The sequence below is a fragment of the Stenotrophomonas sp. BIO128-Bstrain genome (assembly GCF_030128875.1).
In the GTDB taxonomy this organism is placed as follows: Bacteria; Pseudomonadota; Gammaproteobacteria; order Xanthomonadales; family Xanthomonadaceae; genus Stenotrophomonas; species Stenotrophomonas bentonitica_A.
Genome location: NZ_CP124620.1, coordinates 1,506,121 through 1,532,606, shown reverse-complemented (window position 1 = coordinate 1,532,606; position 26,486 = coordinate 1,506,121). Strand labels below are relative to the sequence as shown.

Here is a 26,486-nt window from a genome sequence, read left to right as displayed (position 1 = left end):
AGCGCCGTAGACGTCGCCTGCCCGATCAGCTCCTGCGCATCAGGATCATCTTCTCCTGTGACATGTCCCGCATCGTGTACGGGATGCCGCCTGTGCCATACCCCGACTCGCGGCGCCCGGCGAAGGGCATCCAGTCGGTCCGGAACGCGGTGGCATCATTGATCATGACGGCCGAGGCATCCAGCCGGTTGGCGGCGCGCATGGCGATATCGATATCCTGCGCGAATACGCTCGCCTGGAACGCGGTGGGCAGCGCGTTGGCACGCGCGATCGCCTCGTCCAGGTCGGTATAGCGATACACCGCCACCACCGGCCCGAACACTTCCTGCGTGGTGATCCGTGCGTCGCTGGCCGGATCCAGCAGCACCGTGGGCTGCAGCGTGGTCTCGGAAAGTCGCTTGCCGCCGGTGGCCAGTTGCGCACCGCCACTTACCGCTTCGTCAATCCATTCAGCGACGCGGTCGGCCTCGCGTGGCTGGATCAGCGGGCCGACATCCGTGTCCTTCAGTGTGGGGTCGCCGGTGCGCAGGCGCTCGACCCGTGCGATGAGCGCCTGGGTAAAGTCATCGGCAACATCCTCGTGGACGAAGACGCGCTGGGTGGAGACGCACACCTGGCCTGCATGGTAGTAGCCGCCTTTGACGACCGGTTCGATGATCCTGCCGAGGTCGGCGCTGCGATCGACGATGGCCGGGGCGACCCCGCCGTGTTCCAGCGCCGAACGCGCACCGTGTGCGAGCTTGGCGTGCAGCGACCACCCTACCCTGGCCGAGCCGATGAAGCTCAGGAAGGCCACCCGCTTGTCGGTGGCCAGCGCCTCGGCCAGGTCGTTGCCCTCCGGCAGGAAGCTCTGGCACCACGGCTCGGGCAGCCCGGCTTCGTGCACCATCGCGACGAATTCCAGGCACGACAGTGGCGTCGCGGAGGCAGGTTTGATGATCACCGGGCACCCGACGGCGATGGCCGGCGCCACCTGGTGGACGATCAAGTTCAGTGGGTGGTTGAACGCAGAGATCGCGGCAACCACGCCGATCGGCTCCCGCGTGGTGAACGCCCAACGCCCCTCCGCCGCGGCCGACAGCCCCATCGGGATTTCGCGACCGGCGAAGTTGCGCAGCTCGTCGGCGGCGTTGTGGACACCGTCGATGGCGCGTGTGGTTTCGACGATGGCGTCCGGCAGCGGCTTGCCGCCCTCCCGGGCAATCTGCAGCGCCAGATGATCACGCCTGGCGTCCATCAGCGCGGCGAGCCGGCGCAGGATCGCGATGCGCTGGTGCGGCGCGAGCCAGCCGTCGCGGTCCTTGAATACCCGCTCGGCGGCACTGAGCTTGCGCTCCAGGGCCGCGGCGGTATCCAGCCCGATCTCGGCGATGGGGGCACGGTCGAACGCCTGGACGACAGTCAGCATGTTGGGTTCCTTGCTCAGCATCAGGGATGACGATCAATCACAGCCCACGTCCGGCGTGCGGTTGCGCAGTTCATCGACCAGCACGCGGGTGTTCTCGGCATAGTCGATCGGTACATCCAGCACGTGGACGCCGCCGCCGGCGAAAGCGGCCTCGATCATCGGCACCAGCGCTTCGACCGCGGTCACCCGGCTCCCCTTCGCACCGTAGGCTTCGGCATACTTCACGAAATCCGGATTGCCGAAGCGCATGCCGAAATCGTCGAAGCCATCCACTGCCTGTTTCCAGCGGATCATGCCGTAGGCGCTGTCGTTGAGGATCACCACCACCAGGTTGAGCCCCAGGCGTACCGCGGTTTCCATCTCCTGGGAGTTCATCATGAAGCCGCCGTCACCACACACCGCCATGACGCGGCGCTGCGGGTAAAGCATGGCTGCCATCATCGCCGACGGCAGGCCAGCGCCCATGGTGGCGAGCGCGTTGTCCAGCAGCAGCGTGTTGGCCACGTGCGTGCGGTAGTTGCGGGCGAACCAGATCTTGTACATGCCGTTGTCGAGGCAGACGATGCCGTCGTCCGGCATGGACTGGCGCACGTCATGCACCAGCCGCTGCGGCGTGACCGGGAAACGGTCCTCTTCGGCGCGGTCGTTGATGCGGGCCAGGATTCTCTGGCGCAGGGCGATCATGCCCTCGTCCGCAGGCAACCGCCCTTCCAGGCGTTCGGCCAGGGCATCCACCGAAGCCCCGATGTCGCCCAGCACTTCGATATCCGGCTGGTAGACCTGCTCCACCGTCGCGGACTGGAAGCTGATGTGCACGACCCTGGGTCCGCCGCCGCTCTTCATCAGGAACGGTGGCTTTTCAATGGTGTCATGGCCGATGGCGATGATCAGGTCAGCGCGGGCGACCGCCTCGTGCACGTAGTCGCCCTCGGAGAGCGCGGCCGTGCCCATGTAGAGGTTGGAGCCGCCGGTGACCGCACCCTTGCCCATCTGTGTATTGAAGAACGGCAGGCGCGTGCGCGCAACGAATGCGGAGAGTGATTCGGCAAGCCATGGCCGGCTGCCCGCCGCGCCGATCATCACCAATGGGCGTTTGGCGGCCAGGATCGCCGCTTCCGCCCGGTCGAGCGCGGCAGAGGGTGCGATGGGACGTTCCAGCGGGTGGATGGGGATGATGGGCACATCCTCCACCTCCTCACCTGCGACATCCTCCGGCAGTTCCAGGTGCACCGGCCCGGGGCGCTCTTCCATGGCCACCCGGAAGGCATCGCGTACGGTGGCCGGAATCGCGGCAGGGCTGACGATCTGGCGCGTCATTTTCGTGAGCGGCTTCATCGACGCCACGATATCCACGATCTGGAACCGTGCCTGCTTGGCGCTCATGACAGGCTTCTGGCCGGTGATGAGAATCATCGGCCACGCGCCCAGGTGGGCATACGCCGCGCCGGTCGAGAAATTCAGTGCGCCGGGGCCGAGGGTGGCCAGGCACACGCCGGGCCTGCCCGTCAGCCGGCCGTGGGTGGCTGCCATGAACGCGGCCGCCTGCTCGTGGCGGGTGAGCACCAACTCGATGCGCGAGGTCCGGAGCGACTCCAGGAAGTCCAGATTCTCCTCGCCCGGCACACCAAAGATGCGGTCGACGCCCTCGTTTTCCAGCGCCTTGACCAGTAGATCCGAGCCCTTCTGCATAGCTTCGATCCTTGCGGTGAAGTCAGGGGCACTATACCGGGGCGGATGTCGCTGCCGTGTGGCCGCCAGCGCGGGCACACTGACGCGCGCATCGAAAAGATCCTGGGGAGCAACTACGCCCGGCGGTTCACGGAGGCATGTGGATGGGGGCGCTCGGTCGCTACTCAGCCGGTTGAGGCTGCCGGCGCGCGCATCCGTCGCTTCTGCAGATACAACACGACCGCCGCCAGCACCGCGGCCACGGCGCCTGTCAGCGGTACCGAGGCCAGCGTCGCGTAGCTGATCGTGAGGCTGCCCAAGGCACCGCCCAGCGCGGTTCCAAGGTTGAACGAGGCAATGTTCAACCCCGCGGCCACAGAGCTGTATGCGGGGATGAGCTGTTGGGCCTGCCTGAGCAGACGCAGGGTCAGCAGCGTCACGATCGAGAAGAAGCAGATGCCCAGCGTGCCGACCAGGAGCATCATCAAGGCTGGGATACGTGCGAAGCCGTAGAGCCCGATCAGGTTCAACGCCAGCGCGATCAACGCCAGCCGGAGGCTGCGATCCCCGTCCATCGCATCGCCCAGCCATCCCCCGAGCAGATTGCCTGCGATCGCGCAGGTGCCGAACAGCAGCATCCCCAGGCTCAGCCACTGCACATCCACAGCGGTGATCTGCTGCAGATAGGGCGAGACGAAGGTGAAGAACGAGAACGTGGCGACACTGACCAGCGCGCCGATGCCGGCCGTCGTCAGCAGCTGCGGATGGGTGATGGCCTTCACGCCCTTCCACGCACCGCCCCGGGATCGGGTGGAGCCGGCATGCTCGGGCATGCACAGTGCCAGCCCGAGCATGCCGGCCACACTGAGCACGCCGATCGCCATGAAGACCACGCGCCACGACCACGCGCTGCCCAGCCAGGTCCCGATCGGCACGCCGAAGGCCAGCGCGAGCGTCAATCCGATCCACACCACTGACAACGCCCGACCGGACCGCTGCGGGTCCACCAGCCGGGTCGCGGCGTCCGAGGCTACCGCCATGAACACACCGTGGCCGAGGCCGACCACAAACCGAATGACCAGCAGGGTGACCAGGTTGGGCGAGGCGCTCATCAGCAGGCTGCCCAACGCCAGCAACGCAGTGGCCAGCAGCAGGATCTGCCGGTCCCGCCAATGGGCGACCAGTGCGGTGATGAGCGGTGCACCGATGGCAGCGCCCAAGGCATAGGCGGCGATGGCCGTCCCGACGAGAGAAATCTGCGCGCCAAGGTCGTCGGCAATGGCGGTCAATACGCCGGCGACGACGAATTCGGACAGACCGAACGCAAAGGCGCACAGCGAGAACACGTAGATGGCAGCAGGCATGGCGGGTCCTTCACAGCAGGGCCGCAGAAGCCTAGTGCCTGGCCATGCGCGGGTGAAGGACGGGTTTCATACCGCAGCAAGACGCCGCGCGTCTCGTCACCTCAGGATGGAGAACGGGTCTGCAGGACTGCCTGTAGCAAGCGGTCGCGGATCGCTGACGGCCGGGTTTCGTTCCACGCCATCAACAGGTCCAGCCGTGACGCTTCCTCCGGCGCATCCACCTGAAGCGGCCGGAACACCACATCCTCGCGGGCTTCCATCGCCAGCGAAGCGGGGAGCAACGCGATACCGAAGCCGGCGGACACCAGCGCGATCAGGGTCTGCATCTGCCGGCCCTGCTGCACGATATCGGGCACGAACCCGGCGGCCTGGCACAGGCTGATCAGCTGGTCATGAAATCCTTTGCCGAGTGACCGTGGCGAGGCGACGAACGCCTCCTCCTTCAGCGACGCAAGGTGGATGCCCGGTTCCGCGGCAAGGCGGTGGCCGGCCGGCAGCGCCACGCAGATCGGTTCGCTCAACAGGCGCTCCATGCGCAGGTGCGGCGTCGTGGTGCCCGGCGTGCGCATGAAGCCAATATCCGCCCTGCCCTGTTCCAGCGCGTTTACCTGCTCCTGGGTGGTGGCCTCCAGCATCGTGAAGGCTATGCCCGGGTTGAGCGCTCGAAACCGGCGCAGTGCCTGAAGCAACGCGGCATACGGGGCGATGTTGATGAAGGTCAGGGTCAGATGGCCCTCGATGCCCTGGGCCACCCGCTGCGTTTGCGCCACGCCCGCTTCCAGCGACTGCAGGGTGCGGCGGGCGGTATCGAGAAATGCGGTTCCGGCCGGCGTCAACGCTACGCTGCGGTGCGTCCGCACGAACAGCGGCGTGCCCAAGGCGCTTTCGAGCCTGCGGATGGCCTGGCTCAGCGGCGGCTGCGCCATGTGCAGCCGCTCGGCAGCGCGATTGAAATGCAGTTCCTCGGCGACCGCGATGAACTGTTGGAGCAGGCGGGTCTCGATCACTGAAACGCCAGACCTCGTGAATGCCGGGATTGAGCCGGCCCAACATAGCAAATCACGGCTTTTTCGGCAGATCCCGCGTAGCGTCCGCGTCCATCAGCTCGCGGCGCTGCGCCTCGATCCAGGCATCTCCGGCAGCCCGTGCGTCCGCATCGAGCGCCTTGTTCTGCCGGTCGTTCTCCTGGTACTCCGCCCACACCTCCGGCGTGATCGTGTCCAGTTGATGATCAGGCCGCAGCTGGATCGAGGGGGCATCCCCCATGGACACCGTAAAGCTGTCGAACAGCCATTGCCGGCGCAGTTCAGGGGAGGCATGCAGAAGGTCAGGCTCCGCGTAGGTGTGCATCGGCAGTGCCTGCTGGGCAAGCGTGGTATCGGAGGAAATCCGCGCCAGTTTGACGACCAGGCGCTCATGGTCGCGATCTTTCTGGTACAGCGCGGCGATGTCGCCATCGATCCACAGGACGTACCAATACCCCGCCAGGCGATGGACCTGGAAAGGGTGTTCACGGATCAGGATGAGATCGCTGCGGTCGTCGTAGAGCGCGCGCCACCCTGCAGGTGCCGGGCGAATGCCGCAGTCGACGGTGCCCTGCAGGATCGTCTCCAGCGTCACCCTGCCCTCGCTGGGGGAGAGCCGCGTGGCCCAACAGCGTGAGCTGTCGCGGTTGTGCGATGCCATCAGGATCGCGCCTTCGTCCAGCACCACCGCATCGGCATGCACGAACTGGTCGTCTGTGGCGTCAGGATCCTGAAGGAGCGTCGAAAAAGCCTTGTCCGACAGCTTTCTGCCGTCCACGTAAAGCTCGTACGTCGTGTAATGCTGATACTTGCTGACGTTGATATCCAGCCGGCTTTCCGTAACGGCCACCACCTTCAGCGTGCCCGAGGAGAACACGGTTTCCCGTGTCGTTGGTGCACATCCGCCGGCAAGCAGCGCTGCACACAGCAGCACCCCCACGCAAGGCAGGACGGAAAAGCTTCTGACATTCATCACGCTGCGGCCTGCGGGTGGGGGAAGCTGACCCCTGCAAGCATATCCGCTCCGCCGCCGCGTATCGGCCGGTGCGGCACCAGCGGGTGCCGCACCACCCCTGCCCGCTCGGTCAGAAGCTGTAGTCCAACGACACACCCACCGTGCGCGGCTGCATCATCACCGCATTCCAGCGCCGGTACTGCTGCGCACCGGCCGCAGGAATCGTCCTGCCAGCCGCCACGTAGATGTCCTTGTTGGTGAGATTGGTGACGAAGAAGCGCACGGTCGTGTTCTGGCTGCTGACTTCGGCGGTCAGGTCCACCGTGGTGTAGCTGGGCAGGTCAAAGGACTGTGTCGACGCCACCGATGCCGCACGCTCGCCGTAGTAGCGCAGCGCGCCGCCGACGCTCCAGCCCCATTCGCCGCTCGTCGGGAACTGGTAATCGGCCTGCAGGCTGCCGGCCCACTCGGGCACCTGTGGCAGCTGGGCACCGGATTCGGCCTGGTTGGGGCCGCCCGGGCGCGCCGGCGGAATCGGCGCGGTCAGCTTGGCATCGGTGTAAGTCAGGCTGCTGCTCAGGCGCAACCCATCGATGGGCATCAGTGCGCCGGTGAACTCAACGCCCTGGCTGCGTGCTTCGCCGCCATTGACGCCATAGGAGATGCCCTGGGCCGTGAGCAGATTGAGACGGATGTCATCCCAGTCGATGCGGAAGGCGGCCACTTCCACCAGCGCACGGCGATCCCAGAAGTGGCTCTTCAAGCCGGCTTCGTAGTTGATCAACGTGTCCGACTTGACCTGCGCGGGGACTTCCGGCGCGGCCGGCAGGATGGGGTTCGGGCTGCCGGCGCGGTAGCCGGTGGCTACGCGCACGTAGGCCATGGTGTCCTCGCCCAGGAACAAGCGGGGGCTGGCGCTCCAGGTGGTCACGCTCTCGGAGGATTCGGTGATCCGCTGCACCCCGTCACCGCCCAGCGGGCCGCCGAGGGTCTGGCGGAACTCCTGGTCGTTGCGGGCATGGCGCACGCCCAGGGCCAGATCGAAGCGGTCGGTGAATTTCCAGGTGGCGTTGCCGAACAGCGCCTTCTCTTTGTAGGTGGTCAGCACCGAGGCGGTGAACAGATCGAGCACCGGGTTGAAGGCCGGGCTCAAGGCGCTGCCGCGCTCGATGTAGGCCGCGTCTTCATCGGTGTAGAACGCGCCGAGCTGCCATTGCAGGCGGCTGTCGCCCTTGGAGGTCAGGCGGAATTCCTGGGTCCACTTCTTCAATTCGATATCCGTGTCCAGGCCGGCGTATGCCATGACCGGGCCCACGCCGGGTTTCTGGCCGAGCAGCGGAATGTACTCGACCGACTGGTCCTGCAGACGCCAGGAGTTGGATTTCATCCAGCTGCTGGCCGAGGTGAAGTCGGCCCAGCCCACGTCCCAGTCCACTGTCAGGCCGTACACGTCGTACTTGATCGTGCTCGGCTGCAGGAACAGGTACTCGTTCGAGTAGCCCGGCAGCTTCGGCTTGAATGTGACCGGGTCCAGTGCGACCGTCGCGAAATTGTCGCCCTTGTTTTCCTGGCGCATCGCGGTGAGCAGCACGTCCACCGTGTCCGAGGCTTTCCACAGCAGCGAGAGGCGGCCGGCGTTCTGGTAAACGTCGTTGGTGTCGCGGCGATGCAGGACACTGTTGTCGATCCAGCCCGGGCTGGTCTGCTCGGCATAGCTGGCGCGCAGGGCCAGCTGACCCTTCACCAGCGGCACGTTGACCGCAGCGCGTTCGGAATGACCCACCCGGCCACCATCGTCAACGACACGCATCGTCGCCCCGGCGCGGCCCGCGAAGTACTCCAGGTCCGGCCGCTTGGTGACGTACTTGACCACGCCACCCAACGCGCTGGCACCGTACAGCGTGCCCTGTGGACCGCGCAGCACTTCCACGTTCTGCACATCGTAGGGAAGCAGGTCGAACATGCCCGAGGTGGCGCCGGACAGCGAGCCATTGGCGGTCAGTGGTACATCGTCCACGTAGATCGAGGTCGAAGCGGTGTTGCCCATCGGGGTGATGCCGCGGATCGAGATCGTCGAGCGGCCCGGCGCGCCGAGGCTGGTGATCTGCAGGCCGGGGACCAGACCGGCCAGGTCGTTCATGTTGTTGACCTGCAGGCGATCGAGCTGCTCTTCACTGATGACGCTGATCGACATCGGGATATCGGTCACCACTTCCACGCGTTTCTGCGCAGTGGCGGTGACCGTGCCCAGCGTATGCACGTCATCGCGCTCGGGATTCTCGGCGGCGACCTGTGCCAGTGCCGTGGCGCTGCAGCCCAGGGCCAGGATGCCTGCAGCGCAGGCCAGCGACAACGCGTTCATTCGGAGCGAACAGTGACTCATGGTGATGAGACCTCGGTAGCGAAGCTGGGAGCCCACGGCAATGGGCACGGAATGCGGCAGTCAGGGCACCCCGGCGTTCTGGGGTGGGGGCCGGCCTGGCAATGACGCTCCTGGGGACGAATGGCTGCTTACAAGCCCATGTAGGACACAATAGTCCTGTTCAGAGAACTGTCAATCCTGCGACGCAGCATTGACATCACATCGTGCGCCAGGCGTCCGCCGCGCCTCAGCGTGCGGCGCCCCAGACCGCCTCGTCGCACCAGATCGTGCCGTCGCGATAGACGACCCCGGGCGTGCGGTCCTGCTTGAGGAACGTAGGGCCATCCAGATCGACGAGATCGCACAACTGCCCGACCACGAAGCCCGGCGCAGCGCCCAGGCTGCTGCAGACCATGCAGCCGACCATGACGCCCAGATCCGCTTCGCGCGCGGCTCCCGCGATGAGCAGCGCCTCAGTGAGGCCGCCGCACTTGTCGAGCTTGATGTTGTAGACGTTGAAGCGACCCTTCAGGCCGTCCACGTCGGCCAGGGTGAGCGCGCTTTCGTCCGCGGCCAGCGGAATCGGCGAGACGAATCCATCGAGGTCGGCTTCGCGCCCGCGGGCCAGCGGCTGTTCGATCAGCGCCACACCGGCGTCCACCATGGCGGTGGCCAGCCGGTCGAGATCACCAATCTGATACCCCTGGTTGGCGTCGACGCCCAGCCACACATCCGGCCGTACCGCGCGGATGGCCGCAACGCGGGCGATGTCCAGGTCGAGATCGCCCGTCAATTTGACCTTGATCGAACGCGCCTGACGGTAGGCCACAGCGGCCGCCGCCATCGCGGCCGGCTCATCGGCGCCGACCGTGAAGGTGGTCGGCAGTGGACGCGGTGCCTCGAGCCCTGCAAGCGCCCACACGGGCGTTCGCGTCTGCCTGGATTCCAGTTCCCACAGGGCGGCATCGACCGCGTTGCGCGCGCCGCCGGCCGGCAGGATCGCACGTAGTTCCTCGCGCGTGGGATGCGCCTGGATCGCATCGCGCGCCGCTTCCAGCTGGATGCGCATGGTCTCCACGTCTTCGCCCAGGTAGTACACCCCGGTCGCCTCGCCACGCCCGATGTGCGTGCCGTCATCCAAGGTGACGAGGACGGCCAGGCGTCTGTCGAACACGTGGCTGGAAATGCGGAAGGGTGCCGCAAGGCGCAGGGCGTCGACGGCGATGCCGAGTTTCAGGCGGGCCATCAGACGTGCGCCCCGGTTGCGGCACGGTCACGCGTCAACGGGGACGTTCCCAACAGCTGGATCAAGCACATCTGGTTTCCCTGCCTCATGGTGAGGAATTCTCACATTGAGACATTAGTTCTCTCATAAGAGAACTGTCAACGGGCGCCGGGTTCGGCGCCCTCCCCTTTCCCTGCTTTTCTGGTTACTTTGCGGCGGGAGCGCCGGGCGCAAGCGCGGCCGCGATCTGCGAGAGGTACTTGTTCCAGTCGAACTTCTGGCCTTCGGGCGTCCAGCCCAGGCGCACGATCACCGCATCCTGCGAGGGAATCACGGCCACGATCTGGTGGTTATGGCCCATCGCCATGAAGGCATCTGTCGCGACATCCTGCAGCACCTTGCGTCCTTCTCCGCCGGCTTCGGCCCGGTTCAACCACAGCTGCGCGCCGTACGAGGGCCGCGGTGAGGCCGGGGTCGGTGTCACCGCGAAGTCGAGCCATTGCTGCGACAGCAGCCGCTTGCCGCCCGCCTCGCCGTGGTTCAGATGCAGCAGTCCGTACCGCGCCCAATCGCGTGCCGTCGCGTACCCGTACGAGCTGCCGACCAGCACACCCGATTCATCCGGCTCGATCAGTGCACTGCGCATCCCTGCGGGCTCGAACAGCCGCGTCTGTGCAAACCGGGTCATGCCTTCCAGCGTCCCACCGGTCGCCTCGAAGACGATCCGCGACAGGATGTTGGTCGTGCCGGACGAATAGCTCCAGAAGGTTCCCGGCGCGTGCTCCAGCGGCAACGCAGCGGCAAGCGCCCCCATGTCGCCGGCCTCGAACAACATCTTGATCGAGTCGTTACCGGGCTTGTAACTCTCCACGAAGGTGAGCCCGCTGGACATCGTCAGCAATTGGCGCAGCGTGATCGCGCCGCGCGGGTCGCCGGCGCCCTTCCACTCGGGCACCGGTGCCGGCTCATCCAGCTTGAGCACGCCGTCATCGACCAACAGGCCGACCAGGGTGCCCATGATGCTCTTGGTCGCCGACCAGCCCAGCATGCGCGTGCTCTGGTTGAAGCCGGGCGCATAGCGCTCGGCGACGATCGCCCCGCCCTGCACCACCACGATCGCCCGCGTGTCGGGATAGCCGCCGACGTTCTGCTCATCAAAGGCGGCGCTGACCGCGGCATCGAGTGCAGCCCGGTCAAGTTTCGCTTCAGCCGCCGCCTGCAGCGCCGGCACGGGCGTGTCGCCCTGGGGCCAGGGGCGCGCCGACAAGGGAGCAAGCGGTTTGAGCCGCCCCGCCTGCGTCTTGAGGGCCTTCAACGGAACATCCCCGGTGGTCAGGGTGCAGCCGACCGCCGGGCGATACAGCGCGGTACGGGTCGGCGTGCCGGGCGCGGAGGCGGTGACCGTCCCGGCCTTGCGATCCACCGACAGCGCGACCGTTCTGGTGAAAGGCGCCAGCGCATGCACGTCATCGCGCAGGACGTCGGCTTCGGTGCGGTTGGCCACGAAAATGCCGGCGCACGCAAGCTGCGCCGAGACCGCGGTACCCAGATCGTCCGCGCTGGTGATCGGCGGTGCGGCCGCCAGCACCGGCGCGGAGGCGGCGAGCGCCAGGGCCAGAAGGCTGCAGCGGGAGGAGTATCGAATCATGAGGTGGGTCCTGAAGTTGGTTTGACGCGCACGTGGATCAGCGCGTGTGGCAGGCGTGGCGCAGCGCCGAGCCCGCCCGGGCGCCGGTGTGCCTGCCACCCTCGAAACTCACCACGCCGTTGACGATGACGGTCTCGATGCCGGTCGGCGCGCCGGCCGGTGCATCCCAGCTCGCCACATCGTCCAGCGTGTCCAGATCGAACAGCACGATGTCCGCGCGCATGCCCTCACGGATCAGCCCGCGGTCGCTCAAGCCCATCCGCTGCGCGGGCCAGCCGGTCATTTTGCGGACGGCATCCTCCAGCGTCAGCACCTGGTTCCGCTTCACATACTCGGCGATGATCCGCGGGAAGGTGCCGTAGGCGCGCGGGTGCGGCAGGCCGATGGCACCTTCGCTGCCGTAGTTCACCGCCGCCGCGGCATCACTGCCGATGCTGACCCAGGGCTGGCGCAGCGCGAGCTGCACATCCTGCTCGCTGATCATGAAATACAGCGCGACCGCGCGGTTGGGCAGCCCTTCGAGCGCGATATCCCAGGCCGCATCGGCCGGGTCCAGAATCAGTTCGGCACCGATCTCGGCGAGCGTCCTGCCGTGGAAGTGCCGGTACTTGTCACTGAAGCTGTTGGCCAGGCGCACGTTCTGGAAACCGCCCGAGGCGTGCACCAGGTTCGACCAGCCGGGCATCGATCCAGCGGCGACTTCCTTCTTCATGCGTTCGCGTACCTTCGGATCGCGCACGCGCTCGATGCCCTTCTCGAGCCCATCGGCCCAGACCCAGCTCGGCGCGATGATCTCCAGCCCGGTGCCGCCGGCGGTATATGGGTACAGATCCGCGGCGACATCGACACCGCGGTCGCGCGCCGCATTGATCGTGGCCAGCGCCTGCGGCATCAGCTTGCCCCACTCCGGTGCATAGGCCGCCTTCAAGTGGAAGATCTCCACCTTCACGCCGCCCTTTTCACCGATCTCGATCGCTTCTTCGATCGCCTTGACCACGCCCTCGCTTTCGTCACGCATATGGGTGGCGTAGAAGCCATCGCATTGCGCGGCCACCTTGGCCAGCGAAATGAGATCCGAGGTGCTCTGGAAGCTGCTGGGCGCATAGATCAACGCGCTGGAGATACCGAACGCACCGGCCTCCATCGCGATCTTGACCTGCTCGCCCATGGCATCCAGCTGCTTGCGGGTCGGGGCACCGGCGGCATCGCCCATGACATGCACGCGGGCCTGGGTAGAGGAGTAGTAGGTGCCGAAGTTGACCGCGATGCCCTGCGTCTCCAGCTGCTTGAAGTATCCCGGCATGCCCGCCGCAGGCACCGGCGGTCCGCCCTCGCCGCCGATCAGCGTGGTCACGCCCATGCGGAGCTTGTTCTCCGCGGCGCCATCCTTGAGCAGCGCCGCGCCGGACTGGTCCATCATGTCGATGAAGCCCGGCGACACATACCGCCCGCGCGCGTCGATCTCGCGGGTGCCGGTCCCCGGCACCTGGCCGACCCGTGCGACCCGCCCGTCCTTGACCGCCACATCGGCACGGACCCAGGGGTTGCCGGCACCGTCCAGTACGCGGCCGCCACGGATCACCAGGTCATAGTCGGCAGCAGCCGCATGGGCGGCGAACAGCATCGACACACCGGCCCAGAGCAGAGTGCGCTTCATCATTTCATCTCCTTGTCGGTACGCGCGTCTGCACGCACGTCATCCACGACCTCACGAACCGCGTCCACCACCCGATCCGGCTGATCGATCTGGATGTAATGGCCGGCGTCGCTCACGATCTGTTGCTGCCCGCGGCTGGACATGGCGGCCTGCTCGGCATGCAAGGTGCGCCATTCCTGCTTGAACCGGGCGCCCTCCTCCGCGGTCAGGCCCATCTTTTCCAGCTCCTCGGGCTTGAACGGCTTCAGCGCGGTCAGCACGATCACCGGGCGATCGCCAAACGAGGTGACCGCGCGGGCATCGTCCATGGTGCGGTCGAAACCATCCACTTCGGCGGTCGCGCCCTTGACCGACGCACTGGAGAAGGCGGTGATCTCCGCCGCCTCATCCTCGGGGCGGGGACCATGATCGGCGCGCGAGAACAGGAAGCGCACCAGGCCGGTCCGCGACAGTGCCGTCGCGGTATGCATCAACAACGACACCTTCTTCGGGTGGACGTTGATGCTGACCACGCTGCCAAGCCGGGCGATCTGATCTGGATGCGAGGGGTCGACCATCACCAGCCCGGCGACCTGATCACCGTAGCGACCCACATAGGTCCGGATGTAGGGCCCGCCGATCGAATGGCCGACCAGCACCAGCGGATCGGTGATGCCGGCGCCCTTCAACAACGCATGCAGATCATCAGCCACGGCCGATGCACGCTGCGGGGAATCCTTTGCGTCGCTGCGCATGATGCCGGCACGGTCGTAGGCGCAGGCACGGGTAAAGCGGGCGATCCGGTCGTGCACGCGGGTCCAGTCGAGCGTGCCGCCCGTGCCCAGGCCGGATTCGAAGATCACCGTCGGCGAGCCGCTGCCCCGGCACTCGATATGCATCTGCCGCCCGCCGATGTCGACCAGTTCGCCGCGCAGCGGGTGCGCGTCCGCCGCGTTCCGGCGCGCCAGCGCCTCGTACACGACGCCCACCAGGGTGAGGAGAATCACGAGCGCCAACAGACCCAGCAGGATCCACTTCACCCATCGCCAAAACCGCCGCCAACCCTTTACTGCTGTCATGTCGTGCTCTCTTGAAGGGCGTACTGAAGCGCGTATCGCCCCGCGGTTCCGTCTCGCGCGGCGTTCAAGGGAGGACCACCCCATGCGGCAGACAATCATCCCGAATGGGATATAAACGTCCTGATAGGAGAATTGTCAATGTGCAGTGCGCCACTGTCCGGGTTCCCACGGTCACCGTTGTGAAGACCCGCACTTCACGCGACGCACACTACCCTCTTGCCGTCACACCCCACGGAGCTGCCCCCTCGTGAGCCGGCATTGGCCGCCAACGCGCGCGTTAAAAGGACTTTCCAGTCTCTCCCTGCTGTTTTTCAGTGGCCTGGCCATCGCCCAGCCCGCCCCGGGCGCCGCCGCTATCCCCGCGCTGGACTGGCAGCAGTCCCAGCAGCGGCTGGAGCAGGTCTCCGATGCGCTGGCCGCCGCCGATGCGTCGGTGCGCAACAAACAGGACCTGCAGGACGCCACCCGCCTGTTGCGGTTGCCGGAGATCACCGGTGAAGTGCGCCGCCTGCAGTTCCAGAAGACCCTCACCCTCCCCTTGGGTTCGCTGGCCCCGGTTGCCGAAGCCTTCGGTATCGATTCGCCGCTGCAGTTCACCGAGCGCGACTGGCGTACCCGCCCGGTGGTGACCGCGGTGCTGCCGCTGTATACCGGCGGGCTGATCCCGGCGGCGCAGCAGGCGGCGGCCGGCGCGACCGACCAGGCCAGTGCCGAGCGCGAGTCGCAGCGGCAATCGCTGAGCGTGCAGCTGGCCCAGGCCTATTTTGGTCAGCGCCTTGCCGAGCAGGCCGTCGATGTGCGGCGGGATGTCCGCGATGGCCTGCAGCGCCATCTCGACGACGCCTTGAAGCTTGAGCGCGAGGGCTTTGCCACCCGCGCCCAGCGCCTGCAGGCCAACGTGGCCCGCGACAAGGCCGAGCGCGATTACCAGAAGTCGCTGAACGATCTGCAGACCCTGAAGGCAGCGCTGGCCACCCTGCTCCGCAGCGGCGGCGAGGTCCGCCCGGTGTCGCCGCTGTTCGTGCATCGCGCGCCGATCGGTGCACTGCCCACCTTCGAACGCGAGGCCCAGGCCCGGCAGCCGCAGATCGCCCGGCTGCGCGCCCTGGTGGCGCAGGCCGAACAAGGCGTGCGCGTGCAGCAGGCCAAGCTCAAACCCACCGTGTTCCTGTTCGGCCAGTACGATTTCCGCCGTCGCGACGAGATGCTGACCGATCCGGACTGGGCGTTCGGCATCGGCCTGAAGTACACCTTCCTCTCGCCCAGCTCGCGCCCGGCCCAGATCAGCGCCGCCCGCGCGCAGCAGGAGCAGGCTGAAGCCGGCCTGCGCGAGGCCGAGAACCAGGTGACGCTGGGCGTTCGCAAGGCCTGGTACGAACTGGACACCGCCCGCCAGCAGTTCCTGTTGCTGGACAGCAGCATCGAACAGAACCGTGAGAACCTGCGCCTTCAGGAGCTGGCGTTCCGCGAAGGCCAGGCGACCTCGCTGGACGTGATCGATGCACGGCTGGGGTTGGGGGGCGCGCAGGTGGAACGCGCGCAGGCCGCCTATCAATACGACGTAGCGCTGGCACAGCTGCTGGAGATCAGTGGACAGATGGACCGATACGAAGAATTCCGCCGCCGGGGCGACGAGGTGATCGCGCATGAATGACACATTGCAGGCCGCCGCCGACGCGCCGCCGCCGAAGAAGCGCAAGGCGGGCATCCTCATTGGCCTGGCCCTGGTGGTCGTCGTGGTGGTCGGCCTCTGGCTGGCCTGGCGCACCCCGGCCGAGCAGCTGCAGGGCATGGCCGACGCCGACACCATCAACGTAGCCGCGAAGATCACCGCGCGTCTTGCCGAGCTGAAGGTGCGCGAAGGCGACCGGGTCAAGGCCGGCCAGGTGCTGTTCGTACTCGACAGTCCGGAAGTGGCGGCCAAGGAAGAGCAGGCGCACGGTGCACTGGAAGCGGCGCGTGCCGTGGCCGACAAGGCTGACGAAGGTGCACGCAGCGAGGATATCCGCGCTGCGCAGGCCAACTGGAAGCGTGCCGAAGCCGGTGCCACCCTGGCCGAGGCGACCTATCAGCGCGTGCAGAACCTGTTCAACGAAGGGGTCATGACCCGGCAGAAGCGCGATGAAGCGTTGGCGCAGGCGCGCAGTTCGCGCGAGCTCTCCAATGCCGCACGGGCGCAGTACGACCAGGCGCTGGCCGGCGCCCGTGACCAGGACAAGCGCGCCGCGCAGGGCCAGGTCCGCCAGGCGCAGGGCGCGGTGGCCGAGGTCAACGCTGCCCGCGATGAGGTCAACGGCCGCGCGCCGGTGGCCGGCGAGATCAACAAGCGCATGTCCGATATCGGCGAGCTGGTGCCGGCCGGCTACCCGGTCTTCACCCTGGTCGACATCGACCACATGTGGGTTTCAGTGAACCTGCGCGAGTCGCAGATGCGCGGCCTGAAGGTGGGCAGCCGCCTGCACGGCAGCGTTCCCGCGTTGGACCGCGACGCCGACTTCGAGGTGTATTTCATCAATCCTGCGGGCGACTACGCCACCTGGCGCGCCACCCGGCAGTCGTCCGGCTATGACGTGCGCAGCTTCGAGATCCGGCTGCGCCCGGTCGCCCCCATCGAAGGTTTCCGGCCGGGGATGAGCGTGCTGTTCGCGTGGCCGCAGGGATGAACCGCCGGGCGTGGGCGGGCATCACCGCCTCGCTGCAGCGCGAGCTGCAGCACCTGCGTCAGGATCGTGCCGATCTGCTGCTGGTCACCCTGCTGCCAGCGCTGATGCTGGGCGTGATGGCCTGGCTGTTCGCGGCCTCGGTGATGCGCGATATCCCGATCGCCGTCGTCGATCTGGACCGCAGCGCCGAGAGCCGGCAGCTGGCCCGGATGCTCGATGCAAGCCCCGGGGTGCGCGTGGCCAGCCAGCCGATCAGTCTGGCCGATGCGCAGTCGCAGCTGCGGCGGCTGGACGTGTTCGCCGTCGTACTGGTGCCGCGCGATGCGACCCGCAACGCCCTGCGTGGCGAACAGGGCACGGTGTTCGCGTACTACAACGCCACCTATCTCACCACTGGCCAGTCCGCCGTGCGCGACATCGTTGAAGCCGTCAGTGCCTGGAACGCGCGCCTGCTGGGCGGGCGCATCGCCAAGCAGGTGGGCCCGGCCAAGCTGCGCGCGCCGCCGATCGCGGTGCAGTCGGACATCCTGCACAACCCGGCACGCAGCTATGAGCTGTTCCTGCTGCCGCTGCTGTTCCCGGCGGTTCTGTCGCTGGGGTTGGCGTTGGCGGTCGCAGCCAGCCTGGGCCGCGAAGTGCGCGACGGGCACCTGCGCGCGTGGCTCGGCGACGCCCCGTGGTCGGCCATCGTCGGCAAGATCGCGCCCTATGTCCTGCTGTTTTCGGCGTATGGGGCGCTCGGCGTGCTCTACCTCGCGCGGGTGCGTGGCGACGGCATCGCCGGCAGCACGTTGTTGCTGATGCTGGGCCAGCCGCTGTTCTACCTGGCCTGTGCGGCGGTGGCGCTGCTGTTCGTGGGGCTCACCCGCGACATGGGCAGCGCGCTCTCCGCGATCGGCCTGAGCATCGGGACTGCCTTGGCATTTTCCGGGGCGACGTTCCCGGTGGTGGATGCGCCACTGTTCACCCGCATCTGGAACGCCCTGCTGCCCCTGACCGCCTACGTCAAACTGCAGACCCAGCAGCAGTTCGTCGGCGCGCCGTGGAGTGTTTCCCTGTGGCCGCTGGGCACCCTGCTGCTGATGGTCCTGGTGGCGGGCGGCATCGGGGGGGGGCGCTTGATCGCCGCCGCGCGGGCTGCCGATCCGGGCACGCCCGCCGCGGCCTCCGGAGCCAGCACATGAGCCGCTTCGGCAGCAGCCTGCGCCTGACCCTGCGCATGGTCCTCACCGACCGCTACGCAGTCGTGCTGATGGTGGGCGCGGTGGTGCTGTACTCGTTCTTCTACCCGGCCGCCTACCGCCACCAGGTGGCGACCAACCTGCCCATCGTGGTGGTCGACCACGACCAGAGCGCGACCAGCCGGGAACTGCTGCGTCGCGTGGATGCGCTGCGCACGGTGCGCATCGTCGACCAGCCGGCCAGCGTCGACCACGCCCGGAATGAAATGGAAGCCGGCCGCGCCGAAGGCATCCTGCTGATCCCTGCCAACCTCGAGCGCGACATTCTGCGCGGTGGCAATGGTTATCTGGTGCTGATGGGTAACGGCGCCTACCTGGGCCGCGCCAGCTGGGTGCTCGGCGGCGTGGCCGATGCCCTGACCGCGTTCGCCCGTGAGGCGGCGGTGTCCCAGGCGGCCTTCATGGGCGCGCCGCAGGCACCGCCGATCACCCTGGTGCAACGCCCGCTGTTCAACACCCAGGAGGGCTATGGCAGCGCGATCGTCCCCGGCGTGGCCGAACTGATCGTGCACCAGACCCTGCTCATGGGCATCGGCGTGCTGCTCGGCGCGCGGCGGCTGGCGCTGGGCCGGCGGCTGCGTTTCGACCTGCCGACGCTGGCCGGGATGGCCGTCGGCTTCGGTGCGATCGGCCTGCTCGGCCTGCTCTACTACGCCGGGTTCACCGCGTGGGTGCAGGACTATCCGCGCGGTGGCAATCCGCTCGGGCAGCTGCTGGGCGGCACCTTGTTCATTGCGGCCACGGTGGCGTTCGGCCTGTTCGTGGGCAGCTTTTTCGCCACTCGCGAGCGTGCGTTCCAGGTCGTCATCGCCTGCTCGATCCCGTTGTTTTTCCTGGCCAACCTGTCCTGGCCCGCAGTCACCTCACCGCCGGCACTGGTCGCGCTGGCGCACCTGCTGCCCACCACGCCCGGCATCAACCTGATGGTGCGCTTGAACCAGATGGATGCCAGCCTCAGCGAAGTCAGCCACGAAATGTGGACGCTGGCGGCGCTGCTGGCGCTGTACGGCGGCCTCGCCGTCTGGCGTCTGGGCGCCCGCAGGTCGAGCTGAGGGCATGGCGTCCCGCACAGCCACAGTGCCCGTCAGATGAGGACCTGGCGGGTGCTGCGCAGAAACTGGTGGATCTCGGCTTCCACGCGTTCATCCAGCATGTAGACCGGTCGCTGGCCGTTCGGGCAGCGCAGCGTAGGCGTGGTCCCGAACATGCGGCAGATCAACGGCCGCTCTTCGTAGACCTCGCAGCCATTGGCGCCCAGATACGGGCAACTCAGCGCTTCCAGGGCGGCGGCATGCTCGGCATCGCTCTTGAGCGGCAGGCGGGCCACTTCCTCGCTGGAGGCGGTGACCGGCCCACAGCAGTCGTGGCACCCCACCACGCAGCGGAACGAAGGAATCTGCTCGCGCAGCCGCTGGATCGCGTCACGGGTCGCATAGGGCATGGGGAGGGCACTCATCAGCGTCAGCGGCTGGCCATTTTACGCCTTCGGCGGCCGCGGGGGCGGCTGCCGGCCGGCGCGTGTCAACGGACAGGCAACGGCCCTTCCCTCGTCCTTGACGCGTGCAGGCACACCATGGAGCCCTCTTCTTTTGTCCCACCCCCATGAACCGTTCCACTGTTGTACCTACAGGCCGTACCGTACTGGTTGTTGAAGACGAAGCCGAGCTCTCCCGGTTGTTCATCGAAGTGCTGCAGGAGGCAGGTCATACGGCGGTCACCGCTGATTCCGTGACGGATGCGCTCAGCGCCCTCACGGGCCAACGATTCGATGCGGCCATCCTCGACGTGGAGCTTCGCGACGGATCTGTCTTCCCCGTGGCCGACCGACTGGCCGCCACGGGCACCCCCTTCCTGTTCGCCTCCGCGGTCTATCACCAGGTCGTGCCACGCGCCCATCAACGGGTGCCGTTCGTGTCCAAGCCCTTTGACATCCGCGTGTTGCAGCAACGGGTGGCAGAAGCGCTGGCCACAGGACCGGGGTCAACGGGCAACCCACAGCAGGCCTAGTGCCCCAGCGACGACGCAGCGCCGCGACCGCACCACCGTACTGTCGCATGGTCCCGGACAGAGCGCCTGGCCCTGTCGCCCCCTCACAGCGTCGCCTGCGCCTGCAGCGTGAACACCCAGCTGTCCGGGCGGCTGTCATACGCACCCGGCCGCGCGACGTACTGCACCGCGGGCCGCAGGATCAGCCACGGGGTGACCTGCACGCCGTAGTTCAGCTCGACGAACTGCTCGTTGCTCTGCACGTCCTTGCCGGTAATGCGCTGGTACTGGGCGAGGCGGTCGGAGATGTCCAGCCGGGTCCAGGCGAGACTGAGCACGTCGTCTTCGCGCGAGGCCACGACACCGCGCCAACTCAGGCCGGCCTCCCACGAGTAACGCATCAGGCCGGTCTTGGCATCCGCGCGCGTGGCCACGCCAAATACCGACACCCCGCGCACGGTGTCGCCTTCGGGTTTGAGCACGCGCTGCGCCAGCTGGATGTAGGAGCCGCTGCGATGGGAGGCACGTGGCGCCGCCGGATTGCCGATATCGTCGGCGTTGGAGGTGTCCAGGTAGTAGCCCACCTTGTAGGTGCCGCCGTAATGCGCGCCGGTGTTGCCGTGGCTGTAGCCCACTTCGACAGGCAGGAACAGACCGGTCTTGCCACGGTCGGACACCCGGAAGCCGCTGCCGGCCTGCTTGCGCATCGGCACGACGTCATAGATGCCGGTCTGGGCGTACCAGCCGGAAGGGTCGGCCCATTTCACCCGAAGGCCCCACTGGCCGGTCGGGTTGTCGAGCCAGCCGGAACTGTAGATCGGCCCCAGCGGGTGGCCGCACTGGCCGTTGTTGTTGAAATTGCAGGTATAGGGCAGACCGCCGAAGTCGTTGCCCATCGAGTAGAAGCCGCCCTTCATGCTCAAGCGCTTGTCCAGCAGCCAGCGCTCGTAGGAGAGTTCATTGAAACGCAGGTTCTGGCCCTGCCCGTAGAAGGCCTGGTTCTGCACGTAGGAGCCGGTGGAGCGGTCGTTGACCGCGTTGCCGAAGCGGTCGGAAAAGACCACGCGCATCGTGCCGTCAACACCGAAGGCCTTGCCGGTGTCGATCATCGCGCCGATGTCGACGTGCTCGGCGGTGGACCAGCCAGTGCCTTTGTAGCCGTCGCTGTTGACGCCGGTGGCGACCACGATCCGGGCGCTCGGGGTCACACCGCGGTCCTGCAGCCATATCCGGGCCGCCCACGCCGCGCTCAGCGGCGTCTGGGCGATGGTATCCACCGGTTTCGGCCTGGGCGCCTCGGCGTCGGCCGCCCAGGCCGGCATGCTGGTCGCGGCCGCCAACAGACCAAGGGTGATCAGACAGGGGGTGTGTTTCATGCTGAGGCCCTCCGCAGCCTGCGTTTCTTCCAGGCGCGTCGCACCATCGCGATCACCACCACGAACGCCGCAAGCCCGAGGATGAGCAGCGGCAGCCACAGGCGTGCGATCTTGGCCAGCAAGGGCTTCTCACCGCCGTCGCGGATCAGCGCGACCTGCGCTTCCGTCACCTGATCACCGGGGCCGAAGTTGGTCCGTACATACGTCGCAACGGCGGCGATATCGGCATCGCTCAACGCCTGGACGTAAGAGCCCTCGGAGAAATGCGGCATCACCACATGCTGACCATCCACCTCGCGGTCGATGCCGCCGATGATGGTGGCCACCAGGTTCTGGGGCCGGGTCATGCCGACGGTGCTGTTGTGCACCAGCGACGGGTAATAGCCGTCCTTGCTGCCCTCGCCCTGCGGCCCGTGGCAGCTGGCGCACAGGCCGGAATACAGCACCGCACCGGAGGTGATCGGCGCGTCCGTGCCGCGCACCGGCTGCTCACCGGGCGCCTTGGCGGCATCGCCCCAGGCGAAGGCGGCGCGGGTGGCGTCCTTGTCGGCCACCGCAGGCACGGTCCGCAGGTAGGTCACGATGGCGCTGATGTCTTCATCGCGCAGCTTGGAGAGGCTGTTGGTCACCGCCTCGGCCATGCCGCCGCCGGCCTGTCCCTTGCCCTCCACCCGGCCGGTCTTGAGGTATCGGGCCAGTTCGTCATCGCTCCAGCCGCCGATGCCGCTGATCGGATGGGAGGTGATGTTGGGGGCATACCAGTCACCCAACGAACCGCCGGCGAAGGCTTTGCCACCCACTTCCTGCATCATCAACCCGCGCGGGCTGTGGCAGCTGGAGCAGTGCGCCAGCCCTTCCACCAGATAGGCGCCGCGATTCCACTGGGCGCTCTGCGCCGGATCAGGTTTGAAGGGCGTCTTGTCCAGGAACAGCAGATTCCACACCGCCATCGACGAGCGGACGCTGAAGGGGAACGGCAGCTCGGTGGTCTGTGCCTCTTCATCCACCGGCGCGACGGCCTGCATGAAATAGACGTACAGCGCGTGGATGTCCTCGTCGGTCAGTTTCGCGTACGAGGTGTAGGGCATCGCCGGATACAGATGCGCGCCGTCCTTGCGCACGCCCTCGCGCACCGCCTTGGCGAAATCGCCTTCCGTGTAGTTGCCGATGCCATGGCTCTTGGACGGGGTGATATTGCTGGCCCAGATCTCGCCCAGTGGCGAGGCGATCGCATAACCGCCCGCATACGGCTTGCCCTGCTTCGGGCTGGTATGGCAGGCCACACAATCGGCGGCCACGGACAGGTAGCGACCGCGCTCGACCGTCTCGTCGGCGCGTGCAACCTGGCTGCCAACTGCCAACAGGCCGAACGCGATAAGGAGGAAGGTCTTCATGCGGCACGCTCGATCGCATCGGCCGCGCGCAGCGCCAGCGCAGCCATGGTCAGGGTGCTGTTGACGACGCTGGCCGAGACCATCGCGCTGCCACCCGGCAGCCACAGGTTCGGGTGGTCATGCGCGCGGCAGTCGCCGTCGACCACGGAATCCCGGGGGTCGGCACCCATGATGGTCGAGCCCATGATGTGGTTGTTGGCGTTGAGCGCCGTAGTGATGACGAATTCTTCGGCATTGAAGAGCTTGCCGATGTGCCGCAGCTGCTCGCAGGACTTGTCGTAGCCCTTGCGCGCGTAATCGCCCAACGAGTAATGGATGTCCGGGCAGGCCAGGCCATGACCATCGACGCGGGTCTTGGAGAGCGTCAGGCGGTTGCTCGGATCCGGCAGCGGCTCCAGGCTGATCGACAGGTCCACCCCGTAGATCGAACGGCGGCGGATCTCCGCATCCAGCGCCTCACCGGCCAGCCCCATCTTCAAGGCCTGGTCGGTGGCGATCGCCACGCGGCTGATGTTGTTGAGGATGATCTTGGTCGCCGAGTACTCCGAGCGGAACGCCCCGTCGCGTGGCCCGACCATGCAGCTGGACTGCGCCGGACCACGTCCCAGCCAGATCGGCCGGTCGGCAATGAAGGAGCAGTGGAAGCCGGAGTGGTCCAGCATGTTGCGGCCGACCTGGTCGGAGGAATTGGCAATGCCGTTCGGGTTCTGTTCGTTGGCGGCCAGCAGCAACAGGCGCGGTGTTTCCAGCGCGTTGCAGGCGATCACGAAACTGCGGCCGGTGGCCTTGTGGCTCACCTTGTCGCTGTCATACCAGTGGATCGCGGTGACACGGTTCTGGTCGTCGGTATCGATCCTGTACGCCACCGATTCGGCCAATACCTTGGCACCCAGCGCCTCGGCGGCCTGCACGGTATGCACGCCGTTGTACATCGCCCCGATCGGGCAGATCGGCTGGCAGTTGTTGTTGCCGCAGCAGGCAGGCCGGTCATTCCACGGCTTGATCATGCGCCCCTGCGGAATCGGCACCAGGTTGTAGCCATGCGGATTGACCACCTCGGCGAACACCTTGTCGCCGTTGCCCCACGGAATCATGTCGGCCAGGTAGGGCTTCGAGCGCTCCGAGGGGCTCTGCTGCGCCGGGTCGTTCGGCCCGGACACGCCCATGGCCTCCTCGGCACGGCAGTAGTACGGCTCGATGTCCTCGTAACTGATCGGCCAATCGCGACCGACGCCATAGGCCGATTGCATCTTGAAGTCGACCGGGAGATGGCGCCAGCACGACGCCGCCCAATGCCAGGTGGTGCCGCCGACGGCCTTGATGAAGCCCTGATGGAAGCTGCTGGCATCGGGCCCGGTCAGCCCGACGTAGTCGTTGGCCGGGAAATACAGCGGCGCCGTCGCGAATTTCGATTGCGGGAATGGCCCCTGGAAGTCGCTGCCGATACGGCGCTCGAAACTGACGTTGCGCCAGTTCTCGACCACATCGGAGCGGTTCAAGCGGGGCCCGGCCTCGAGGACCAGGACCGATTTGCCGGCGCGCACCAGCTGGTGGGCGATCAATGCACCGACGACGCCCGAGCCGACGATCACGACGTCGGCATCGACGTCGCCATCACGGAAAACCGGAGCTTTCATGAGAGAGATTCCAGATCAGTAACAGGGAAAAGAGAACCGCGCAGGCTTATGCGTGGGCTCGAATCGGGGCCGGCGGCTCAGCGGTCCACCAGGCGGGTCCGCCCTGGACATAGGTCGGTGGCGAAAGGCCGTCGTCCACGCAGCGCTGCATCAGCGCATCGCGATAGGACACGGTCACGGCGTGGACCCCTTTGCCCACCGTGCCGGTATACCAGGCAGTGATGATGGCAAGCGCCGCGGGCTTGGCCTCGCCGGCGGCGGCGACCAGCGCCGTGGCACCGCTCACCTGCCCGGCCAGCGTGACCAGGGCGGGGAACTGCGCATGCAGGTCGGGCTGCAGGGTGGCAAACGCCTTTTCGATCCGTTCGGCCGTGGCCGGGTCGAGGTCGTTCTTGTCGGTCAGGGCGCGGGACAGCGAGAGGAAGACGGTATCGGTCCTTGCCGCCGGCGCTGCTGCGGCGGGCGTTGCCACCGCAGGCGCTTTATCACGACAGGCCGCGAGCAGCGAAACCGAACCAACCGCAAGAAGGAAGCCTCTTCGTGTGAGGCCGTGCCCGCGCCGGTTCTCGTCCACTCCCTCGGGAATACTCATGATGTCTACTCTGCTCCGTAACACGCCGGCTCCCCGCCCGCAGACCACGGAACGGCTAAGCATCGACGGCGGCAAGGGTACTCCATGCCGCTGTCGTCACAGAGTGATCAACGAGGTGATCACGGATCAGCAACAGCCTCGGCGTTACAAACCGGAGTGGTATCACTCCCGGAGAATCGTCATGCGCACCTTGTTGCTCACCGCCCTTGCCACGATGGCGCTGTCTGCCTGCAGCCAAGCCGAGCACACTGATCAAGGCAAGCACGCCGATACGATCGAGCAGCCTGCCACGGCCCCGGCCGCGGGCGATACGTCGCGCAACGTGCCCGGTGGCGGTAGTGGAACGGCCGCCTCCGAGGCGCAGGACTCCGGGCACGGCACCGGGACCAGCGCGGAGCCGAAGCGCGAATCCCCGCCTAAGCCGTGATCCCCCATGACCCCACTCGATAAACCCGTGCGCCGGGAGGTCCAGATCGGCGACCAGGCGTACACGCTGACCATCGATCCCGACGGCCTGAAGCTGGTGCCGAAGGGAAAACGGAATGGCCTCACCCTGAAGTGGACCGAATTGGTGAATGGTGACGCCGCGCTGGCCACTGCATTGCAGGCCTCGCTCGCGTCAGGCTGAGCGAGCGCGGCGTTCGCGCCCGATCGGGGCTGGACGCTGTTCTTGGATCTGGCGTGCTCATCGGCCGGCAGATCCGCACCCCGCGATGGCGTGTCCGCATGCTCATGCGGCTGGCCGGATCGGATCAGGTGCCGCACACGCCCGCCGCACGCCACTGGCGCAATGCGGCCCCCTTCAGGGACTGCTCGCCGCAGCCGGTGGGGCAGCGCAGCAGGCGCGCCGCCGAGGTGCTCACGAATCCTTCCCCTTCCCGGGCGTTGAACACCACCTCACAGGACAGGCACCGCGCCACCATCGAGTACAGATGCACGATACGGCCGCTGCCCGGGTCCTGCAGGGCGCTCACATCCAGCAGCTCGAAGTGGCAACTGTCCGGCAACGGGCGCCGGGGAAGCGGAAGGGACACGGAGGTCTGCAGGCTCACGGGGAAGGGCCATCGATTGGGTGGAGGCCACTCTATGGGGCGCGGTGTGGAGCGGATGTGGAGCCAGGGATGGGCGCCGCTCAGCACCAAATCCCAGGATCAGGGACAATAGCCGCCCATCGTTTGCCCCGGCCTGCCGGCGCATGCCCCGTCGGGGGCCACCGCGCGGCGCCCG

Annotated in this window: 23 protein-coding genes; 7 read left to right on the top strand and 16 right to left on the bottom strand. The window is 67.0% G+C overall.

The window, feature by feature from the left end:
• Window positions 1-25 precede the first annotated feature (25 nt).
• The 10 genes from POS15_RS06850 to POS15_RS06805 all read right to left on the bottom strand — a co-directional run bounded on the left by POS15_RS06850 (window position 26) and on the right by POS15_RS06805 (window position 14,454).
• Window positions 26-1,408 (bottom strand): aldehyde dehydrogenase family protein, encoded by a 1,383-nt coding sequence (locus POS15_RS06850; RefSeq protein WP_026069855.1) that lies wholly within the window; start codon window positions 1,406-1,408, stop codon window positions 26-28.
• A 33-nt stretch (window positions 1,409-1,441) separates the two neighbouring features.
• A complete protein-coding gene (locus tag POS15_RS06845) occupies window positions 1,442-3,097 on the bottom strand; it encodes an acetolactate synthase large subunit (RefSeq protein WP_019183708.1) in 1,656 nt (551 codons plus the stop codon).
• A 164-nt stretch (window positions 3,098-3,261) separates the two neighbouring features.
• Window positions 3,262-4,440 (bottom strand): MFS transporter, encoded by a 1,179-nt coding sequence (locus POS15_RS06840; protein ID WP_019183707.1) that lies wholly within the window; start codon window positions 4,438-4,440, stop codon window positions 3,262-3,264.
• Between the two features lie 101 nt (window positions 4,441-4,541).
• A complete protein-coding gene (locus POS15_RS06835; RefSeq protein WP_019183706.1) occupies window positions 4,542-5,447 on the bottom strand; it encodes a LysR substrate-binding domain-containing protein in 906 nt (301 codons plus the stop codon).
• A 52-nt stretch (window positions 5,448-5,499) separates the two neighbouring features.
• Complete coding sequence (locus tag POS15_RS06830) at window positions 5,500-6,438, bottom strand: hypothetical protein (RefSeq protein WP_157267036.1); 939 nt, start codon at window positions 6,436-6,438, stop codon at window positions 5,500-5,502.
• Between the two features lie 112 nt (window positions 6,439-6,550).
• The gene (locus POS15_RS06825) at window positions 6,551-8,782 is read right to left on the bottom strand and encodes a TonB-dependent receptor (RefSeq protein ID WP_266084330.1); all 2,232 of its coding nucleotides are present in this window, start codon (window positions 8,780-8,782) and stop codon (window positions 6,551-6,553) included.
• Between the two features lie 247 nt (window positions 8,783-9,029).
• Complete coding sequence (locus tag POS15_RS06820; RefSeq protein WP_019183704.1) at window positions 9,030-10,028, bottom strand: dipeptide epimerase; 999 nt, start codon at window positions 10,026-10,028, stop codon at window positions 9,030-9,032.
• Between the two features lie 184 nt (window positions 10,029-10,212).
• Window positions 10,213-11,655 (bottom strand): serine hydrolase, encoded by a 1,443-nt coding sequence (locus tag POS15_RS06815; RefSeq protein ID WP_019183703.1) that lies wholly within the window; start codon window positions 11,653-11,655, stop codon window positions 10,213-10,215.
• Between the two features lie 37 nt (window positions 11,656-11,692).
• Window positions 11,693-13,312 carry a D-aminoacylase gene (locus tag POS15_RS06810; protein ID WP_284129270.1) on the bottom strand — a complete coding sequence of 540 codons (1,620 nt, stop codon included), beginning with the start codon at window positions 13,310-13,312 and terminating at the stop codon, window positions 11,693-11,695.
• Window positions 13,312-14,454 (bottom strand): alpha/beta hydrolase, encoded by a 1,143-nt coding sequence (locus tag POS15_RS06805; RefSeq protein ID WP_284129269.1) that lies wholly within the window; start codon window positions 14,452-14,454, stop codon window positions 13,312-13,314. The genes POS15_RS06810 and POS15_RS06805 overlap by 1 nt, the downstream gene beginning before the upstream one ends.
• Before the next feature lie 217 nt (window positions 14,455-14,671).
• Between POS15_RS06805 and POS15_RS06800 the strand changes: the two genes are divergently transcribed.
• The 4 genes from POS15_RS06800 to POS15_RS06785 are packed head-to-tail and all read left to right on the top strand — an operon-like array spanning window position 14,672 to window position 19,326.
• Window positions 14,672-16,024: a TolC family protein gene (locus POS15_RS06800; RefSeq protein WP_235318882.1), complete on the top strand. Its 1,353-nt coding sequence runs from the start codon at window positions 14,672-14,674 to the stop codon at window positions 16,022-16,024.
• On the top strand, window positions 16,017-17,033 hold the full coding sequence (locus POS15_RS06795) for an efflux RND transporter periplasmic adaptor subunit (protein WP_019183699.1): 1,017 nt from the start codon (window positions 16,017-16,019) through the stop codon (window positions 17,031-17,033). Before POS15_RS06800 ends, POS15_RS06795 begins: the two co-directional genes overlap by 8 nt.
• Entirely contained in the window at window positions 17,030-18,217 is a 1,188-nt protein-coding gene (locus tag POS15_RS06790) for an ABC transporter permease (protein WP_284129268.1), read from the top strand. The genes POS15_RS06795 and POS15_RS06790 overlap by 4 nt, the downstream gene beginning before the upstream one ends.
• Window positions 18,214-19,326, top strand: a complete 1,113-nt coding sequence (locus POS15_RS06785) for an ABC transporter permease (RefSeq protein ID WP_284129267.1) — start codon at window positions 18,214-18,216, stop codon at window positions 19,324-19,326. Before POS15_RS06790 ends, POS15_RS06785 begins: the two co-directional genes overlap by 4 nt.
• A 32-nt stretch (window positions 19,327-19,358) precedes the next feature.
• On the opposite strand, the gene POS15_RS06780 is transcribed toward POS15_RS06785, so the two are convergent.
• A complete protein-coding gene (locus POS15_RS06780; RefSeq protein WP_343312345.1) occupies window positions 19,359-19,715 on the bottom strand; it encodes a YkgJ family cysteine cluster protein in 357 nt (118 codons plus the stop codon).
• Window positions 19,716-19,876: 161 nt separating this feature from the next.
• On the opposite strand from POS15_RS06780, the gene POS15_RS06775 reads away from it, so the two are divergent.
• Window positions 19,877-20,281 carry a response regulator gene (locus tag POS15_RS06775; protein ID WP_284129265.1) on the top strand — a complete coding sequence of 135 codons (405 nt, stop codon included), beginning with the start codon at window positions 19,877-19,879 and terminating at the stop codon, window positions 20,279-20,281.
• Between the two features lie 83 nt (window positions 20,282-20,364).
• Here the strand turns inward: POS15_RS06775 and POS15_RS06770 are convergent, their stop codons facing one another.
• From POS15_RS06770 to POS15_RS06755, 4 genes are read right to left on the bottom strand one after another with little or no spacing between them, the layout of a single operon-like run.
• Window positions 20,365-21,636 (bottom strand): carbohydrate porin, encoded by a 1,272-nt coding sequence (locus POS15_RS06770; RefSeq protein WP_284129264.1) that lies wholly within the window; start codon window positions 21,634-21,636, stop codon window positions 20,365-20,367.
• Entirely contained in the window at window positions 21,633-23,030 is a 1,398-nt protein-coding gene (locus POS15_RS06765) for a cytochrome c (protein ID WP_284129263.1), read from the bottom strand. Before POS15_RS06765 ends, POS15_RS06770 begins: the two co-directional genes overlap by 4 nt.
• Entirely contained in the window at window positions 23,027-24,667 is a 1,641-nt protein-coding gene (locus POS15_RS06760; protein ID WP_019183692.1) for a GMC family oxidoreductase, read from the bottom strand. The genes POS15_RS06765 and POS15_RS06760 overlap by 4 nt, the downstream gene beginning before the upstream one ends.
• A 46-nt stretch (window positions 24,668-24,713) precedes the next feature.
• On the bottom strand, window positions 24,714-25,259 hold the full coding sequence (locus POS15_RS06755; protein ID WP_284129262.1) for a sugar dehydrogenase complex small subunit: 546 nt from the start codon (window positions 25,257-25,259) through the stop codon (window positions 24,714-24,716).
• Window positions 25,260-25,440: 181 nt separating this feature from the next.
• Here POS15_RS06755 and POS15_RS06750 point away from each other — a divergent pair, with 181 nt between their 5' ends.
• Both POS15_RS06750 and POS15_RS06745 read left to right on the top strand, forming a co-directional pair.
• On the top strand, window positions 25,441-25,686 hold the full coding sequence (locus POS15_RS06750) for a hypothetical protein (RefSeq protein WP_284129261.1): 246 nt from the start codon (window positions 25,441-25,443) through the stop codon (window positions 25,684-25,686).
• Between the two features lie 6 nt (window positions 25,687-25,692).
• On the top strand, window positions 25,693-25,887 hold the full coding sequence (locus POS15_RS06745) for a hypothetical protein (protein ID WP_070474059.1): 195 nt from the start codon (window positions 25,693-25,695) through the stop codon (window positions 25,885-25,887).
• Between the two features lie 124 nt (window positions 25,888-26,011).
• On the opposite strand, the gene POS15_RS06740 is transcribed toward POS15_RS06745, so the two are convergent.
• Window positions 26,012-26,311 (bottom strand): hypothetical protein, encoded by a 300-nt coding sequence (locus tag POS15_RS06740; protein WP_070425179.1) that lies wholly within the window; start codon window positions 26,309-26,311, stop codon window positions 26,012-26,014.
• Between the last annotated feature and the right edge of the window lie 175 nt (window positions 26,312-26,486).